The organism is Streptomyces stelliscabiei (assembly GCF_014873495.1).
Classification (GTDB): domain Bacteria; phylum Actinomycetota; class Actinomycetes; order Streptomycetales; family Streptomycetaceae; genus Streptomyces; species Streptomyces bottropensis.
Genome location: NZ_JADBGF010000001.1, coordinates 1,052,925 through 1,068,372, shown reverse-complemented (window position 1 = coordinate 1,068,372; position 15,448 = coordinate 1,052,925). Strand labels below are relative to the sequence as shown.

Here is a 15,448-nt window from a genome sequence, read left to right as displayed (position 1 = left end):
GAGGCGGGAGCGAGCCTGCCCTGTACATTTGTTCGGTCAGGGGGCGCCGCAGAGGGCCCGCAGTGGCTCCGCTCCCTTGGAGAAGCAGTCTCATGGACGACGCCGTGTGCCGACGCCGGCAGGCGTTGTTCCTCGTCTTCCTGCTCGCCGGCATCTCGATGTCGTCGTGGGTGACCCGCACGCCCGCGATCCGGGACCGGCTGGACGTCTCCACCGCGCAGATGGGTCTGGTCCTGTTCGGGCTGTCGCTCGGCGCGATGCTGGGGATCAGCTGTTCGGGGCGGCTGACGTCCAGATACGGGACACGCCCCGTGATCGTCTGGGGGACCTGGCTGCTGCTGGCCGGGATGGTCACGGTCTGCTTCGGCGGCTTCGCCGCGTCGGTGCCGCTGGTGACCACGGGCCTGTGCGCGTTCGGCGCCGGGATGGGCGTCGGGGACGTGGCGGTGAACGTCGACGGCGCCGACGTCGAACGGATCAGCGGGCGCACCACACTGCCCCCGCTGCACGGCTTCTTCAGCCTGGGCACGGTGTGCGGAGCCGGTGCCGGAATGGCGGCGACGGCGGCCGGAGTCCCGGTCCACTGGCACCTCGCGGCGATCGTCGCGCTGTCCGCCGCCCTCCTGCTCCACGCCGTGCGCGCCATCCCGGCGGGCACCGGACGCACCACCCCCGCCGAGCCCCGGGACGACGGCCGCGAGGTGCGCCACCCGGCGGTCTGGAAGGACGGCAGGCTCCTCCTCATCGGCGCGATCGTGCTGGCCATGGCCCTGGCCGAGGGCTCGGCCAACGACTGGCTGCCCCTGCTCATGGTCGACGGACACGGCATGGACCCCACCGCGGGCTCCCTCGTCTACGCCGGATTCGCCGCCGCCATGACGGTGGGCCGCTTCACCGGCACCTATGTCCTCGACCGCTACGGCCGCGTCACCGTGGTCCGCGCCAGTGCCGCCTCCGGCGCACTCGGCCTGCTCCTCGTCGTCGTCTCCGACAACCCCGCCGTGGCCGGTGCCGCCGTGCTGTTCTGGGGTCTCGGCGCCTCGCTCGGCTTCCCGCTGGCGCTCTCCGCCGCCGGGGAGTCCGGCCCCGACGAGACGGCCCGGGTCAGCCTGGTCGCCGTCATCGGCTACGTCGCCTTCCTCGTCGGCCCGCCGGGGCTCGGCTTCCTCGGCGAGCACATCGGCCTGCGCCCCGCCATGCTCGTCGTCCTCGCCTGCGTCGCCTGCGCCGCGTTCCTGGCCCCCGCGGTCGACACCACCCGCCGGTCCACCGCCGCAGGCGGGGCGCCCCTCGCCGACGGCGTCCCCACCGGCTCCGGCTCGCCGGAACGCTCGCAGCCGTGACGGACGGCCCGCCACGCCACCGAACGGGAGTTGCCGCCCCCGCCTCGTCCCGGGCGGTACCACGGGGAGGCTGCGCCGACACCGACCCCCGGAACGCCCCCACCCCCACAGCTCCCTCGGCCCCACCGCCGCACAGCACGCCGTACCATTGCCGCATGTCCTTCCTCCGCCGCCGCAGCGCCACTCCCGCCGGTCCCGAATTCGACGTACTGGCCATGGATCCGGGCGACTGGCCGGGCAATCTCGGTGCCGGCCTGCTGCCCGCCCCCGACGGCAGCTGCCAGGGCGTCTTCCTGCGCTACGACCTCTACGGCGGCCGCGGCCCCGCGATGATCATCGGCAACCTTCCGGAGGGCTCCCCGGCGCGCGAGGTCTCCGACGGCGAGATCCCCTTCGAGGTGAGCCAGCTGCTGATCGCGCTGGAGAACGAGGAGGACATCACCGTCGTCGGTTCCGAGGACATCCCGGTGATGCAGGGCGACAACCTCCTGATCGTCCGTCGCCTCAAGCTCTCCGAGTCCCGGATCTCCTGCGTCCAGTTCGACCGCAGCGACAACGTCCTGGTGACCATCGCCGCCTGGGACCGCCCCATCACCGACGACCTGTACGCACTGCTCAAGCCGCTCCCGGCGGAGCTGTTCCAGCAGGGCTGAGCGCAGCAGAGGACAGAACGAGAAGGGCCGGGTGCGCACCCGGCCCTTCTCGTTTCCTCGTCCTCGGACGCTCACACCTCACGCGGCGGGCAGCACCCGCATGTCCGCCGCCCGCACGAACGCCACCCGGTGGCCGAACTGGATCTCGTAGTAGAGGTCCTTGCCGACCACGACCCGGTGTCCGCTCGTGTCGAAGGAGACGGCGTAGTAGTACTCGCCGGGCACCTGGTCGCCGGCCACGTATTTCTGGTCCTTGAGGAGCTTGTACGGCAGCGGGGACACCTCCTGCGCGGGCACGCCCGCCGGGTACGCCGACGCCTCCGGGTAGGCCCGGCCGTACACCGGGACGTCCGCCAGGCCGGCCCGGGGCGTCACGAGCAGACCGGCCGCGCCGACCGCCGTCGGCTTGTCCTTCGGGTTCTTGAACCAGGCCTTCTGCCCCAGGTACCAGATCGCCGTCCAGTCGCCCTGCCGCTCGGCCACCGCGTAACTCTGCCCGGTGGAGACCCGTGAGCCGAGGTCGTTCACCCCGGTCGTCGAGGCGCTGCCGTCCGGCCGCAGTCCGATGTCCTTGATCAGCGGCGAGGTGGTGTCGGGCCGGGTGTACAGGCGTACGGCGCTGGAACCGTGCACCGCACAGGAGCCGCCGCCGGACGTGCAGCCGGTGAACACGGGCCGGTTGTCGGCGTAGTCCGGGCGGATGGTGACCATGGCGCTGTCGCTGCCGGACGTCGCGCCGAGGGGCGCGCCCAGCAGCTCGAAGTAGTGCCGCCAGTCCCAGTAGGGACCCGGATCGGTGTGCATCCCCCGGACCGTCGCCGTCGTCGGGCCGGGTACCGTGTCGTGGCCCAGGATGTGCTGCCGGTCCAGCGGGATGCGGTGTTTGTCGGCGAGGTACTTCACCAGCCGCGCCGAGCTGCGGTACATCGCCTCCGTGTACCAGGCGTCCGGCGCGGCGAGGAACCCTTCGTGCTCCAGGCCGACCGACGCCGCGTTGACGTACCAGTTGCCGGCGTGCCAGGCCACGTCCTTGCTCTTGATGTGCTGCGCGATGTGACCGTCCGTGGAGCGCAGCGAGTAGTGCCACGACACGTACGTCGGGTCCTGGACCAGTTCGAGGGTGGTGTCCCAGTAGCCCTCGGTGTCATGGACGACGATGTACCGGACGCGCTGCGAGTTCGGCCGGTCGGCCAGGTCGTGGTTGCCGTAGTCGTTGTCGCCGAACTCCTGGTACGGCGCCGGGATCCACTCGCAGGACACCGTCGTCGGACACTCCGTGCCGCCCGCGGCCGAGGGGCGCAACCCCGCCCGGGACAGCTGCCCGGAGCCGGGGCGCAGGCCCGGCTCGGCGTCGAGCGACACCCGTTGGCCGGCGTCCGTGACGCGCGCGGCGCCGTCGCGGATCACCGCGAACACCTCGTTCGCGTACGCCGCGGCCGTCGCCCGGTCGTCGGCGCCGGAGAAGCGGGCCACCGCCCCGTACCAGTCCGCAGGATCGGAGCTGGGCCGCGCGCCCAGCTCCCGCTGCGCGGCGGCGAGCAGCGCGGCACCGCCCGCCACGTTCGCGCCGGGGTCGGTGCGCAGCGTCCGTGCGGACAGGCCGGTCAGTTCGGCGGCCCGCGTCAACGTCGCCAGCCGAGCGGGCAGTCGGGCGGGGTCGGGCAGGCCGGCCTCGGCGACCAGAGGCCGCCGGGAGTCGTCACCGCGCGCGTCCTCGGTGCCCTCGCTGTGATGCGGAGCCTCGGCCAGGGCCGTACGCGCGTCGGTGAGGTGCATGGGGCCGTAGCCGCCGGTGACGCTCGGCGCGCCGCCGTGCGTGTCCCAGCGGGACTGGAGATAGGAGACACCGAGCAGGACCTCGCGCGGTACGCCGTACTCGGCGGCCGCCGCGCCGAAGGCGCCCTGGAGGCGAGCCGTGGCGGCGGACGCCTGGCCGGCGGGTGGGGCCGCGCCCAGCAGGGGCAGCAGCAGGACGGCGGGGGCTGTGGCGAAAGCTGTTCTGCGGATACGTCCGGAGTGTGGGATGGGCCTGCGGTCGGTCGGGGAACCTCGCAAGGCGGCCTCCTGTAACGGTGGGGCGTTGGCGGGGGCGTGCGGGACCGAACGGCACCGGTGCTGTCGATCGGCCGACGATCCGTCAATCATGCCCGCAGGAGGCCTGTTCCCCGGTGATTGCCGACCCCGCGACCACGAACGCCGCGCGCGCCGACGGTTTCGCCCGCACCCGGAGGCGGGGTCCGCCGACACGGCGAAGGTCCGCGGTGCGCCCCTCGTACAGGGGCGCACCGCGGACCTTCCCACCCTTCAGCGCGTGCCGACCGCCGCCCGGACGGCCTTGCGGGCCAACTGGCAGTCGTCGTGCAGCCGCCTGAGCAGCAACCGCTGTTCCTCGCCGGACGGCGCGGCGGCCGGGTGGGCCGCGCCCGGCGCCGCCGGTGTCGCGTCGTGCATCGAACGCTGCACGGCGGTCTCGTAGGTACGGATCTCCCGGGTCAGGACGAGCATCAGGTTCACCAGGAACGCGTCCCGCGAGGCCGGACCCGCGGACTGCGCCAGCTGACTGATCTGCCGCCGCGCCACCGGCGCGTCCCCGAGCACCGCCCACAGCGTGGCCAGGTCGTACCCCGGCAGATACCACCCCGCGTGTTCCCAGTCCACCAGCACTGGACCGGCCGGTGAGAGCAGGATGTTCGACAGGAGGGCGTCGCCGTGGCAGAACTGGCCCATGCCCTGACGGCCCGACGCGTGCGCGATGCCGTGCAGGAGTTTCTGCAGGTCCCCCATGTCCCGGTCGGTGAGCAGACCCAGCTCATGGAAGCGGGAGATCCGCTCCGCGTAGTCCAGCGGGGCGTCGAAGGTCCCCGTCGGTGGCCGCCACGCGTTCAGCCGGCAGATCGCGCCGAGCGCCGCCCGGATGTCGGCGCGCGGCGGCGCCTCCACCGGATGCCGCTGCAGGGCCGCCACCCGGCCCGGCATCCGCTCGATGACCAGGGTGCAGTTGTCCGGATCCGCTGCGATCAGCCGCGGCGCCCGCACCGGGGGGCGGTGCCGGACGAACGAGCGGTATGCCGCTATTTCGTGCCGCAGCCGCTCCTCCCAGATGGAGGAATGGTCCAGTAAACACTTGGCGACGGCCGTGCTGCGCCCGGTCGTCCCGACGAGCAGCACCGAGCGGCCGCTGCGGCGCAGCACCTGGACCGGGGTGAACTCCGGGCAGATGCGGTGCACCGAGGCGATCGCCGTGCGCAGCTGTGCGCCCTGGGGGCCGGACAGATCGAGCCTGCCGCTGAGCGGCTGGGTGCCGAGGCCCGGCACGCGCCGCGCCCGGCCGGCACCGAGCACCGGGGCCGCCGTACGCGTGGGGTCGAGGTAGGGGCCGCCGCCGCCCGGCTGACGGGGGTGCAGCGACCGGGGGGGAGCGGACACGGAGGACGATGCTGCGTACATGGGGGAAGACAGATCCCTTCGTGTGCCGGCAATGTCACGCGCCGCCCGCCCCGGCCGTCCGGGGACACCCTGGGGAGTGCCCGTCGGGGCGACCGGGTCGGGGTGGCGCTTTCCTACCTGACACCGGATGGGCCCTGGCACACCATGTAGCGCACCCTGGCGAAGCCTGGCGAATAGTCCCCGTGCAACTGACAGCGGGCTACATTCAACTCAGCCGAGAACCTGGGGGCTTGACGTGAGCGGACAACCCAACAACCGACTCGCAGACCTGTTCGGCCTGGCCGGCTGGTCCAAGGGAGAGCTCGCGAGGCTGGTCAACCGGCAGGCGGCGGCCATGGGCCACCCCCAGCTGGCGACCGACACCTCACGGGTACGGCGGTGGATCGACATGGGAGAGATCCCGCGCGATCCCGTGCCGCGGGTGCTGGCGGCCCTGTTCACCGAGCGTCTCGGCCGTGTCGTGACCATAGAGGACCTCGGTCTGGTCCGGCACGGGCGTACGGGGAAACGGCGGGGCGGCGGGAATGTGGAACATCCCGACGGCGTGCCGTGGGCGCCCGAACGGACTGCCGCGGTCCTCACCGAATTCACGGGAATGGACCTCATGCTCAACCGACGCGGCTTGGTGGGCGCGGGTGTCGCGCTCACCGCGGGACCTGCTCTCAGCAGCGCCATGCACGACTGGCTGCACACCGATCCGGCCCTCGTGGCCGACGCTCCCGACCTCGACAACCCCCTGCACGCCGACCCCGCCGGGTTCGACCGCTACGAGGCCGCCCCCATCGGGGTGCAGGAGATCGAGGAACTGGAGCGCTCGGTCGAGGTGTTCCGGGCCTGGGACGCGGCCCGGGGCGGCGGACTGCAACGCAAGGCTGTCGTGGGACAGCTCAACGAGGTGGGAGGCATGCTCTCCTACCACCACCCCGAACGCATCCAGCGGCGCCTGTGGGGCGTCGCCGCCAACCTCGCCGTCCTCGCGGGCTGGATGTCGCACGACATCGGCCTCGAACCCACCGCCCAGAAGTACTTCATCATCGCCGCCCACGCGGCCCGGGAGGGCGGTGACCGGCCCCGCGCGGGCGAGGCCCTGTCCCGGGCGGCCCGACAACTGGTGCACCTCGGCAAGCCCGACGAGGCGCTCGACCTCATGAAGCTCGCCCAGTCCGGCTCCGGCGAGCAGGTGCTGCCGCGCACCAAGGCCATGCTCCACACCGTCGAGGCCTGGGCCCAGGCGTCCATGGGCAAGGGCCAGGCCATGCGCCGCACCCTGGGGCAGGCCGAGGACCTGTTCGTCTCCGACCGGTCGGACGTGCCGCCGCCCAGCTGGATGCAGATGTTCAAGGAGGAGGACCTCTACGGCATGCAGGCCCTGGCCTACCGCACCCTCGCGGAGCACGACCCGGCCGCGGCCAAGCAGGCCCAGCACTACGCGCAGAAGGCACTGGAGCTGCGCGTCGACGGCCGGCAGCGGTCCAAGATCTTCGACTTCCTGTCCATGGCCTCGGCCTGCTTCATCGGTGACGACCCCGAACAGGCGGACCGGTACGCCCGCCTCGCCCTGATGTCGATGGGTTCCAACTCCTCCCACCGCACCTGGGACCGGCTGCGTCAGATGTACCGGCTCACCGGTCAGTACTCCAGCTATCCGAAGATCCGGGAGCTGCGGGAGGAGCTCAAACTCGCCCTGCCCAAACCGCAGTCGAGGAACAAGGGCGACATCGCGCCGGCGTGAGCGCGGCGAACGGCCCCCGGACCGTCCGGAGCCGATGCCGGCGCTTCCTCAGGAGCTGACCCTGGCGACGAGTACACAGGCGTCGTCCGCACGCTCGGCCTCGCCGAACTCCTCCACCACAGTCCGTACGCATTCCTGGGCCGTACGGGCCCCGCCGAACCGTGGGGCCAGGTCCAGCAGCCGCTGCACGGCGGCCTCTCCATCGCGCCGGGGGACCAGTCCGTCGGTGTGCAGGAGCAGGAGGTCGCCCTGTTCGAGCGTCACTTCGGCCTGCCCGTAGACGGCACCCGAGGTCGCTCCGAGCAGGACGCCGTCCGGCGCCGTCAGCACCTGCCCCGTCCCGTCGCGGAACAGCAGCGGGGCGGGGTGCCCCGCCTGTGCCCACACGAGGGTGCGGGTCTGCGGCCGGTAGCGGCAGCAGACGGCGCTGCCGAGGGCCGGTTGCACGGTGCTGTCCAGTAACTGGTTGAGGCAGGCCATCAGCCGGCCCGGCTCGGTGCCCGCCATCGCCATGCCGCGCAGGGCGCCGATCAGCATCGCCATGCCCGAGGTGACGGTCACGCCGTGACCGGTGAGGTCGCCGACGCTCAACAGGCTCTCGCCGCCGGGCAGTTCCAGGGCGTCGTACCAGTCGCCGCCGATGAGCGCGCTCGTCGAGCAGGGCAGGTAGTGGGCGGCCAGGTCCAGCCTCTCGGGGCCCCGCTGGGGGAGGCGCAGGGAGGCGCGCCACGGTGGCAGCACGGCCTCCTGCAGTTCGACCGCGAGGCGGTGCTCGGTCTGCGCGATGTGCCGCTGGCGGTGCAGCGAGTCGCGGCTCTCGCTCTCCGCGCGCTGGCTGCGCCGCAGTTCGCTGACGTCCCGCAGGACGGCCCACATCGAGGCGGTGGCGCCGTCGTCGTCGAGCACCGGCTCGCCCATCATGTGCACGGTGCGCACCCCGCCGTCGGGGAGCACGACCCGGAATTCCCCGTCGATGCGCTTGGCGTCGATCAGACAGTCCGTCACCATCGCGGTCAGGGTCGGCCGGTCCTCGTCGAGCACCAGCGACGGCAGTTCGTCGAGGGTCAGCGGTGGCGAGGCGGGGTCGCGGCCGAGGATCTGGTACAGCTCCCCGGACCAGCCCGCCTCGTCCGTGAGCAGGTTCCACTCGGCGCTGCCGACCCGGCTGAGCAGCGACGTGCGCGGGGGCGCCGGGGGTGGCGCGACGGGGGGCTCGGGGGCCGGCGGCAGGGTGGGGCCGTCCCTCAGCTGGGCCAAGTGGTCGTCGAGGTCGCTGAGTTGATGCAGGGCCAGGTCGTAGAGCGCGCGCTGCCAGCGGACCTCGGGGTCCCCTCCGTCGGCAGGCGCGTCGCGTCGTACGGCGTCCACCTCGCCGCGCAGCCGTCGCGTCTGCGAGATGAGCGCGTCGACCGTGCCGCGGCGGGGCGGCTGGGCGGCGGGACGATCCGCAGAGAGAGGGGACGGCATCACGTACTCCGATGGGGGACGGTACGACCAACGCTGACGTAAGGGCCGATTACGACTGTTGCACAGCCCTCGACGCGCTGTAAGGGATTTGGCAAGACACGATGCGGTGGTGCTTGCGGCATATGCCACCGTCCTCGCGGTCGGGGTCGTCCACTGCGCGCCGGTACGCGTCCACGGGCGCCAAGTCGTAGGAATCGTACGTGACTTGGCGGATCATCGACCGCCCGCACACCTCTTTCATTCCCGTGTTCGAGGGGCATATGTGCGAGCTTCGTGGCGGGAAATCAAGTGACTTGGGTCACAGTGATGAATCCAGGAAGCCGCGGGTCACGAAAACCCTTCGCGAGGTCGAGACGCACGTCGGCGCACGGGCCGGACGCGTCGCGGAAAGAGCTTCACCGAAACGGAGACCGTTCAATGACCGTCACGCTGGAACAGCCCGCCCGCGCTCTCCTCGTCACCGCCGAGGACCGGGAGGTGCCGGTGCCCGCGAGCCTGCGTTATTCCTCGGACGATCCGCTGGCCGTGCACCTCGACTTCCCGGCCGACATCTCGCTGAACGGCACCATGGTGACCTGGACCTTCTCCCGCGATCTGCTGGAGAGAGGGGTCGCGGCCCCCGCCGGCACCGGCGATGTGCACATCTGGCCCTGCGGCCGCCTGCGCACGGTGGTGGAACTGCGCTCCCCCTACGGCACCGCCCTCCTCCGGTTCGAGAAGGCGGCGCTCCAGCGCTTCCTGCTGCGCAGCTACGGCGTCGTCCCCGCCGGAAGGGAGGAGCTGGGGCCGGCACTCGACCGGGGCCTGACGTCCCTCCTCGGCGGGGTGTGACGCCCGCGCGGCTACGGTCGGCGCGCGCGCCGGGCTCAGTAGCGCAGGACCCCGGCGATCCCGTGGGCGTCGCCGAGCATGCCGTCCGGCACGAAGAAGACCTCGGCGCCGGTGTCCAGGCACCGCTCGACGATCTCGTCCACGATGTCCTCGCGGACGTCGAGGTCGCCGCTCTCGGCCGGCACCAGGTGCCCGCCCCCCGCCCCACCGGGGCCGGCGCCGTCGCCGTCGGCTCGCACGCTCGTGCGGTAGTTCTCCTCGACGGCCAGGAACTGGATGCGGCCCTGCTGCGCGTTCTGCCAGATCTCGTCGACGCTGGCCGCGAACGCCTTGTGGCCGCGGGCCGTCTCCAGCCGCCGGGCCACGCTGTCGGCGTTCCTGCGGTCCTCGGCCGCGACCAGGGGCCCGACCGCCTGCCACACCGCGTCCGGGGTGCCGTGCGCGAGACCGCCGTGCGGGATGTGGGTGGCGTCCCTGGTGACCGTGCCGATCTCGTGGAACAGGGACAGCGCCGCCGTCGCCCCGGTGACGTACAGGGGCCGGTGCTGTGCGCGCATGACCCGGGCCAGCGTGGTGTCGGCGTCCCGCAGGAAGCGGCGGGTGTCCTCGTCGCGGAAGGTGGACGGCAGGTCGCCGGTGCGCTCCTGGCGCTCGGCGTCGAAGTTGTCGCGCTCCCTGGTCATCGGGAAGCCGCCGATGTGCGCCTCGGTGACGCGGTCGGGGCCGCCGTTCCACAGGGTGACCCGGTCGGCGGAGACCGACAGCACCCAGAACGACCGCTCGGCGGCCTGCGCGGCCACCAGGTTCCGGGTGAGGAAGGTGTCCGAGAGCACCACGCGCTCCGGCACCGGCCGGGCCAGTGACCAGACCTGGTGCTCGCCGGGAGCCGCGAAGATCACCAGGCCGTCCTCGGCGTGTGCCAGGTCCACCTCGGCCAGCGCCTGGTCCAGTTGCCTGACCACGTCGGCGCGCCGCTCGCGCGTGACGGCGGGATCGTGCTCCAGCCGCTTCTTCGCCTCGGCCACCACATTGCGCAGCCGGACCGGATCCTGGGCGTTCTCGGGTTCCCTGCGGTGGGTCGGCGTCAGCACCGACACCGCGGGGTAGGGCCGCGGGCGGCGCAGTTCGGTGAGGGTCGCGGGACTGAGGGCATGCTCCATGACTTCACGATAGGACTGATTCGCGTGTCGGGCATTTGGGGTAATCCGGTCCTCGGTGCGCGTCGCCGCGGCGATCGGCGGAGCCATGGCGCGGGACAGCGGACGAGCCCGTCGGCGCGCACCGTACAGGTGCGCGCCGACGGGCTCGGTGGTGCGGTGCGGCTGCCGCGTGGGTCAGCCGACTTCCTTCTCCAGCGCCTTGTCGGCGGCGGCCTTGGACGGCTTCCACCAGGTGGTCACCGGCTCCCAGACCCTGACCTTCTTGGTCGCGCCCAGCTGCTTCAGGGTGAACGTGCGGCCGTTGAGGTTGGGGTTGGCCGACACCGTGATCGTGTCGACGCGACGCGCCTCGGGGTCCTTGAGGTCGGCGATCGTACGGACGGCCGCGTAGACCGTCTTGCCCGCGCCGACCTTGTACGGGCCGCTCTCGCCCGACGGCACCGGCTGGGCCGCCCCGTCGAGGTCGCCGAAGGTGACCACGGGCAGGCGGTCGATGGTGCAGGTGCGGGTGCCGGTGTTCTTGACGCTGATGTGCACGACCCGCGCGTCCTTCGACTGCTTGGCCCCCAGCTTGAGGACCTTCGACTTGCAGACCGGGGTCTTCGCGGCGGGCTGGGCGGCCAGCCCCTGCGGGGCGCCGGCGATGAGCAGCGCGGCGCCGGCGGTCGCCACGGTCGAGACGGTGAGCAAGGAACGAATACGCATCGGTGGAATCCCCCAGTTTTGTCACGTACGGGTACGGCACGCGCAAACGTGACGTCTGCCCAGTGTGACGTCCGGGGTGGGCGCTCGGTTGTACGGGACCGGTGCGTGTTACACGCCCGATGCTCAATCGTCGGCTCCGCATGAACTTCCGTCGTCCGGCAGCGTCCCGAACAGCAGGAAGTCGTCGACCTTCTCGTGCACGCACTTCGACGATCCGTACCCGGTGTGCCCCTTGCCCTTGTTGTCGAGCACGACGGCCGAGGAGCCGAGCCGCTTCGCCGTCTCCACGGTCCAGCGGTAGGGGGTGGCCGGGTCCCCCCGGGTGCCCACGAGCAGGATCCTCGGGGTGTCGACGTCCCGTACCTTCTCGCGGATGAAGTCGGTCCCCGCGGGGCGGCCATAGCACATCAGCACCTGGGTCAGCCGGTACGCGCCGAAGACCGGGGAGGCGTCCTCGTAGGCCGCCCGCAGTTCCGCCAGGTTGTCCGTGATCTCCCCGGCGGTGGGACGGTCGGGGTCGTCGGCGCAGTTGATCGCCATGAGCGCGGCCGGATAGTTGTCCAGCGGCACCTTCTCGGCGTCGACGAGCCCGGCGTGCGGGGCCGGTGTGCCGGACGCGGTGGGTTCGGTGGGCTCGTGCGGGCGGGTCGGTACCGCGGCGGACGGCGCCGACCGGTACGGGGTGGTGTGCGGGGCGAAACCGCCGCCCGTGAGGGCGATGACACCCCGGGTGTCGCCGTCGTGGACGAGCATGTTGAGCGCCTGCGTGAGCAGGGGCCACAGCTGTTCGCTGTAGAGGGCGTGACCGATGGCGCCCACCAGGTCCTGGCCCGTGAAGTCCGCCCCGAAGTCCGACGGCACGGGGTACTCGTCCAGTGACGCGACCAGTGATTCGACCTGCTCACGGGCCGAGCGGGAGTCCTGCCCGAACGGGCACGTCAGCTGCTCGGTGCACGCGTCGAGGTAGTCCTCCAGCGCGGTCTGCTGGCCCGCCGCGCCCACCAGCCCCTGCTCGGTCAGCGGCTCGGTGAGGGTGTCCACCCCGTCGAGGACCATGCGGCCCACCTTGTCGGGGAACCGCGCCGCGTAGACCGCGCCCAGCCGGGTCCCGTAGGAGAAGCCGAGGTAGTTGAGCTTCCTGTCGCCGAGGGCGGCGCGCATCACGTCCAGGTCGCGGGAGGCGTCGACGGTGCCGATGTGCGGCAGCACGGGGCCGGAGTTCTTCCGGCACGCGGCAGCGGCCCGCCGCAGCCGCGTGAGCGCGGCCTCGGGGTGGTCGGCGTCGCTCCCGTCGTCGGTGGCCTCCAGCGCCTCCTCGGTGCCGTCGCCGCAGCTGACGGGGGAGGAGCGGCCCACCCCGCGCGGGTCGAAGGAGACGAGGTCGTAGCCGTTGGTGAGATCCATGAAGTCCGCGCCGCTGTAGGCGAGTTCGGGAACGCCCGGGCCGCCGGGGCCGCCGAAGTTCAGCAGCAGCGAGCCGCGCGGGTCGCCGGTGCCCCGGTAGCGGGCCACGGCCAGGTCGAGGGTGCCGGCCGTGGGCCGGGCGTAGTCGAGCGGCACGGTGATCTTGCCGCACCGCAGATCCCTGGGCATCTCCATGCCCTCGCACTTCGACCACTTGATCTTCTGGCGGTAGAAGCGGGTCAGATCGGCCCGCTCGTCGTCCTGCTTCTTCTCGGCGCTCGCCACCGTGGCCGGCAGCCCGGCCCCCAGCAGGGCCAGCACCGCGACCGCGGCTCCGGCGAGCGGGCGCCGTCTGTGCGTGGACCGCATGCGTGCCTCCAGGGACACCCGGCCGGGGCGGCCGGGGACAACCCCCGGATCACCATAGGCGGCCCCTCGCGGCCACGCCTCCCAGCGGGCGGAGCGGCCGCGAGCGCCGTATCCTGCGCCGCGCCGGCCCCGTACGGCGGCCGGGGGCGGGGGTCGCTCGTCCGTGTGAAGAGGGCCGGCCGGGGGGCCCGTCGCCCGCCGGGATCGGCCGTATCCGGCGTCGCGGGCGGGATCGGGCTTCGGCGAGGATGCTGAGCGGGGCGGGCCGACCACCGCGTCCCCGGCCGCCCGGCGGCCGCGCGTCCGCGTCAGTGAAGGAGCGCAGAGATGACCTCTGCGGGGCATCAGGACCTCGTCGTCACCCGGGCCACGCTCGACGACTGGGCGGTGGTCGCCCGATGGGCGGGCGAGGAGGGCTGGAACCCGGGGCTCCGCGACCCCGCGTGCTTCTTCGCGCAGGACCCCGAGGGCTTCTTCCTCGGCCGGATCGACGGCGAACCCGTCTCGTCCGTCTCCGTCGTCACCTACGGCGACCACCACGCCTTCCTCGGCTTCTACCTGGTCCGCCCGGACCTGCGCGGCCGGGGCCACGGCCTCGCCACCTGGAAGACCGCACTCGCCCACGCCGGCGACCGCACGGTCGGCCTCGACGGAGTGGTCGCGCAGCAGGACGACTACCGCCGCTCCGGCTTCGAGCCCGCCCACCGCACCTTCCGGTACGCGGGCGTGATCCCCGGGGCGGCCGCCCTGCCCGACGGCGTGCGGCCGGTCCGGGACGCCGCGTCGCTCGCCGCGTACGACAGCGCCTGTCACCCGGCCGACCGCCCCCGCTTCCTCCAGCGGTGGTTGACCGCCGACGGGCACCGGGCCCTCGCGCGGATCGTCGACGGGCGGCTCGCCGGCTACGGCGTCATCCGCCCGGGCCGGGACGCCCTGCGGATCGGCCCCCTGTTCGCCGACACCGCCGCCGACGCCCGCGCGCTCCTCACCGGGCTCGCCACCGAGGCGGCGGGCCGTGAGCTGGCCATCGACGTGCCGGAGCCGCACACGGCCGCCGTCGCGCTGGTGGAGGAGTACGGGCTGACACCGTCCTTCGAGACGGCCCGCATGTACACCGGCCCGATCCGGCCGTACGCGGCGGAGCGCGTCTTCGGGGTCACGACTCTCGAACTCGGCTAGGCGACGCGGGCGACGGGGCGGCGTTCCCCGGCCCGGCCCCCGCCGGGGCGTCCTCGGCCCCGGTCGGCCGGGCGGCGTCGCCCTTCTTGAACGCCCACTCCATGCGTGGCTCGACGACACAGCGGAGCGCGGCGCGTACGGGCGCGGTGCACAGCAGGGTGATGCCGCCGACCGCGAGGGCCGTCACCGCCAGCTGCCCGAGCGGGGTGTGCGGCCACTCCACGGCGTACCAGTCCCGGAAGCGCGCCCACTTGATCACGAAACCGTGCAGCAGGTAGCCGTACATCGTGCCGGCGCCCAGCGTCGTGAACCACAGGTGCCGGCGCGGCACCCAGGCCAGGAAGCAGGCCGTCAGCAGCACCGCCAGAGCGAACAGGGCGGGTGTGGTCAGCAGGCCCGTCCAGCGGGACACCCCCTGGCCGGTGACACTGCCGCGGTGATAGAACCAGCCCGCGTCGAACCACGGCGCCACCCGGTACGCGGCCGCGAACGCCCCGAGGCCCACCGGGAGCAGACACAGCCGCACCCGGCGGGTGCGCAGCCGTTCGAAGTGCTCGGCCCGCAGCGTCAGCCCGAGGACGAAGAACGGCAGGAACCCCAGCACGCGCTGGATGGAGACGTCACCGCCGAGATCCGGTGAGACCGCCGCCAGCATCGCCAGACCCAGCGCGACGGGCAGCGGATGGCGCAGCGTCAGCCACAGGGGCGTGGTCAGCCGCCAGATGAAGAGGGCGACCAGGAACCACATCACGTACCAGGGATCCAGCAGGCTCAGCGGATAGCCCGGATCGTCCTGCGCCCACCGGTAGAACAGCGTGTACGCCGTCTCGAACACGACGTACGGCAGCACCACCCCCGTCATCAGCCGCTTCAGCCGGCCCGGCGCCATGTCGAAGCTCCGCGAGAAGTACCCGGAGATCAGGGCGAAGGCCGGCATGTGAAACGCGTAGACGGTCAGATACGCGGCCGTCACGGTCCGGCTGCCGTACGTCAGCGGCTCCCACGCGTGCCCACAGGCCACCAGGACGATGGTCAGGTACTTCGCGTTGTCGAAGTACGGGTCCCGCGGGACCTGCCTCGGCCGTGACCTCGCGCCCTCGGGCTGGGCCGACGGGCCCGGGGCGGTGTGCGGCACCACGTCTTCGGACATCGGTGAAG

General features: G+C 72.6%; 12 protein-coding genes. 5 read left to right on the top strand and 7 right to left on the bottom strand.

Features of this window, described 5'->3' with window-relative positions; translation table 11 throughout:
- Nucleotides 1–92: 92 nt before the first annotated feature.
- Both H4687_RS04660 and H4687_RS04655 read left to right on the top strand, forming a co-directional pair.
- Nucleotides 93–1,343 (top strand): MFS transporter, encoded by a 1,251-nt coding sequence (locus H4687_RS04660; RefSeq protein ID WP_050398550.1) that lies wholly within the window; start codon nucleotides 93–95, stop codon nucleotides 1,341–1,343.
- A 155-nt stretch (nucleotides 1,344–1,498) separates the two neighbouring features.
- Entirely contained in the window at nucleotides 1,499–1,996 is a 498-nt protein-coding gene (locus H4687_RS04655) for a hypothetical protein (RefSeq protein ID WP_046917562.1), read from the top strand.
- A gap of 78 nt (nucleotides 1,997–2,074) precedes the next feature.
- Here the strand turns inward: H4687_RS04655 and H4687_RS04650 are convergent, their stop codons facing one another.
- Nucleotides 2,075–4,051 carry an N-acetylmuramoyl-L-alanine amidase gene (locus H4687_RS04650; protein WP_046917563.1) on the bottom strand — a complete coding sequence of 659 codons (1,977 nt, stop codon included), beginning with the start codon at nucleotides 4,049–4,051 and terminating at the stop codon, nucleotides 2,075–2,077.
- 249 nt (nucleotides 4,052–4,300) lie between these two features.
- Nucleotides 4,301–5,443, bottom strand: coding sequence for an aminoglycoside phosphotransferase family protein (locus H4687_RS04645; protein ID WP_005474392.1), 1,143 nt, complete (start codon nucleotides 5,441–5,443; stop codon nucleotides 4,301–4,303).
- Between the two features lie 235 nt (nucleotides 5,444–5,678).
- Between H4687_RS04645 and H4687_RS04640 the strand changes: the two genes are divergently transcribed.
- Nucleotides 5,679–7,175 (top strand): DNA-binding protein NsdB, encoded by a 1,497-nt coding sequence (locus tag H4687_RS04640; protein WP_046917564.1) that lies wholly within the window; start codon nucleotides 5,679–5,681, stop codon nucleotides 7,173–7,175.
- Nucleotides 7,176–7,223: 48 nt separating this feature from the next.
- On the opposite strand, the gene H4687_RS04635 is transcribed toward H4687_RS04640, so the two are convergent.
- Entirely contained in the window at nucleotides 7,224–8,642 is a 1,419-nt protein-coding gene (locus tag H4687_RS04635) for a PP2C family protein-serine/threonine phosphatase (protein ID WP_050398551.1), read from the bottom strand.
- A gap of 417 nt (nucleotides 8,643–9,059) precedes the next feature.
- On the opposite strand from H4687_RS04635, the gene H4687_RS04630 reads away from it, so the two are divergent.
- Nucleotides 9,060–9,473: an SsgA family sporulation/cell division regulator gene (locus tag H4687_RS04630; protein WP_046918149.1), complete on the top strand. Its 414-nt coding sequence runs from the start codon at nucleotides 9,060–9,062 to the stop codon at nucleotides 9,471–9,473.
- A gap of 35 nt (nucleotides 9,474–9,508) precedes the next feature.
- Here H4687_RS04630 and H4687_RS04625 read toward each other — a convergent pair whose 3' ends face one another.
- From H4687_RS04625 to H4687_RS04615, 3 genes are all read right to left on the bottom strand, one after another.
- A complete protein-coding gene (locus H4687_RS04625) occupies nucleotides 9,509–10,633 on the bottom strand; it encodes a baeRF3 domain-containing protein (protein ID WP_046918148.1) in 1,125 nt (374 codons plus the stop codon).
- A gap of 174 nt (nucleotides 10,634–10,807) precedes the next feature.
- Entirely contained in the window at nucleotides 10,808–11,338 is a 531-nt protein-coding gene (locus H4687_RS04620) for a DUF4232 domain-containing protein (RefSeq protein WP_046918147.1), read from the bottom strand.
- Between the two features lie 123 nt (nucleotides 11,339–11,461).
- Nucleotides 11,462–13,111, bottom strand: coding sequence for an alpha/beta hydrolase (locus H4687_RS04615; protein WP_046918146.1), 1,650 nt, complete (start codon nucleotides 13,109–13,111; stop codon nucleotides 11,462–11,464).
- A 327-nt stretch (nucleotides 13,112–13,438) separates the two neighbouring features.
- Between H4687_RS04615 and H4687_RS04610 the strand changes: the two genes are divergently transcribed.
- Nucleotides 13,439–14,290 carry a GNAT family N-acetyltransferase gene (locus tag H4687_RS04610; protein ID WP_046918145.1) on the top strand — a complete coding sequence of 284 codons (852 nt, stop codon included), beginning with the start codon at nucleotides 13,439–13,441 and terminating at the stop codon, nucleotides 14,288–14,290.
- Here the strand turns inward: H4687_RS04610 and H4687_RS04605 are convergent.
- A complete protein-coding gene (locus H4687_RS04605) occupies nucleotides 14,268–15,440 on the bottom strand; it encodes an acyltransferase family protein (protein WP_050398552.1) in 1,173 nt (390 codons plus the stop codon). The genes H4687_RS04610 and H4687_RS04605 overlap by 23 nt on opposite strands.
- Between the last annotated feature and the right edge of the window lie 8 nt (nucleotides 15,441–15,448).

Bases quoted from the DNA above. Each gene is read 5' to 3' on its own strand.
- H4687_RS04660 (WP_050398550.1), top strand. From the start codon at position 93: ATGGACGACGCCGTGTGCCGACGCCGGCAGGCGTTGTTCCTCGTCTTC.
- H4687_RS04655 (WP_046917562.1), top strand. From the start codon at position 1,499: ATGTCCTTCCTCCGCCGCCGCAGCGCCACTCCCGCCGGTCCCGAATTC.
- H4687_RS04645 (WP_005474392.1), bottom strand. From the start codon at position 5,443: ATGTACGCAGCATCGTCCTCCGTGTCCGCTCCCCCCCGGTCGCTGCAC.
- H4687_RS04635 (WP_050398551.1), bottom strand. From the start codon at position 8,642: ATGCCGTCCCCTCTCTCTGCGGATCGTCCCGCCGCCCAGCCGCCCCGC.
- H4687_RS04630 (WP_046918149.1), top strand. From the start codon at position 9,060: ATGACCGTCACGCTGGAACAGCCCGCCCGCGCTCTCCTCGTCACCGCC.
- H4687_RS04625 (WP_046918148.1), bottom strand. From the start codon at position 10,633: ATGGAGCATGCCCTCAGTCCCGCGACCCTCACCGAACTGCGCCGCCCG.
- H4687_RS04620 (WP_046918147.1), bottom strand. From the start codon at position 11,338: ATGCGTATTCGTTCCTTGCTCACCGTCTCGACCGTGGCGACCGCCGGC.
- H4687_RS04615 (WP_046918146.1), bottom strand. From the start codon at position 13,111: ATGCGGTCCACGCACAGACGGCGCCCGCTCGCCGGAGCCGCGGTCGCG.
- H4687_RS04610 (WP_046918145.1), top strand. From the start codon at position 13,439: ATGACCTCTGCGGGGCATCAGGACCTCGTCGTCACCCGGGCCACGCTC.
- H4687_RS04605 (WP_050398552.1), bottom strand. From the start codon at position 15,440: ATGTCCGAAGACGTGGTGCCGCACACCGCCCCGGGCCCGTCGGCCCAG.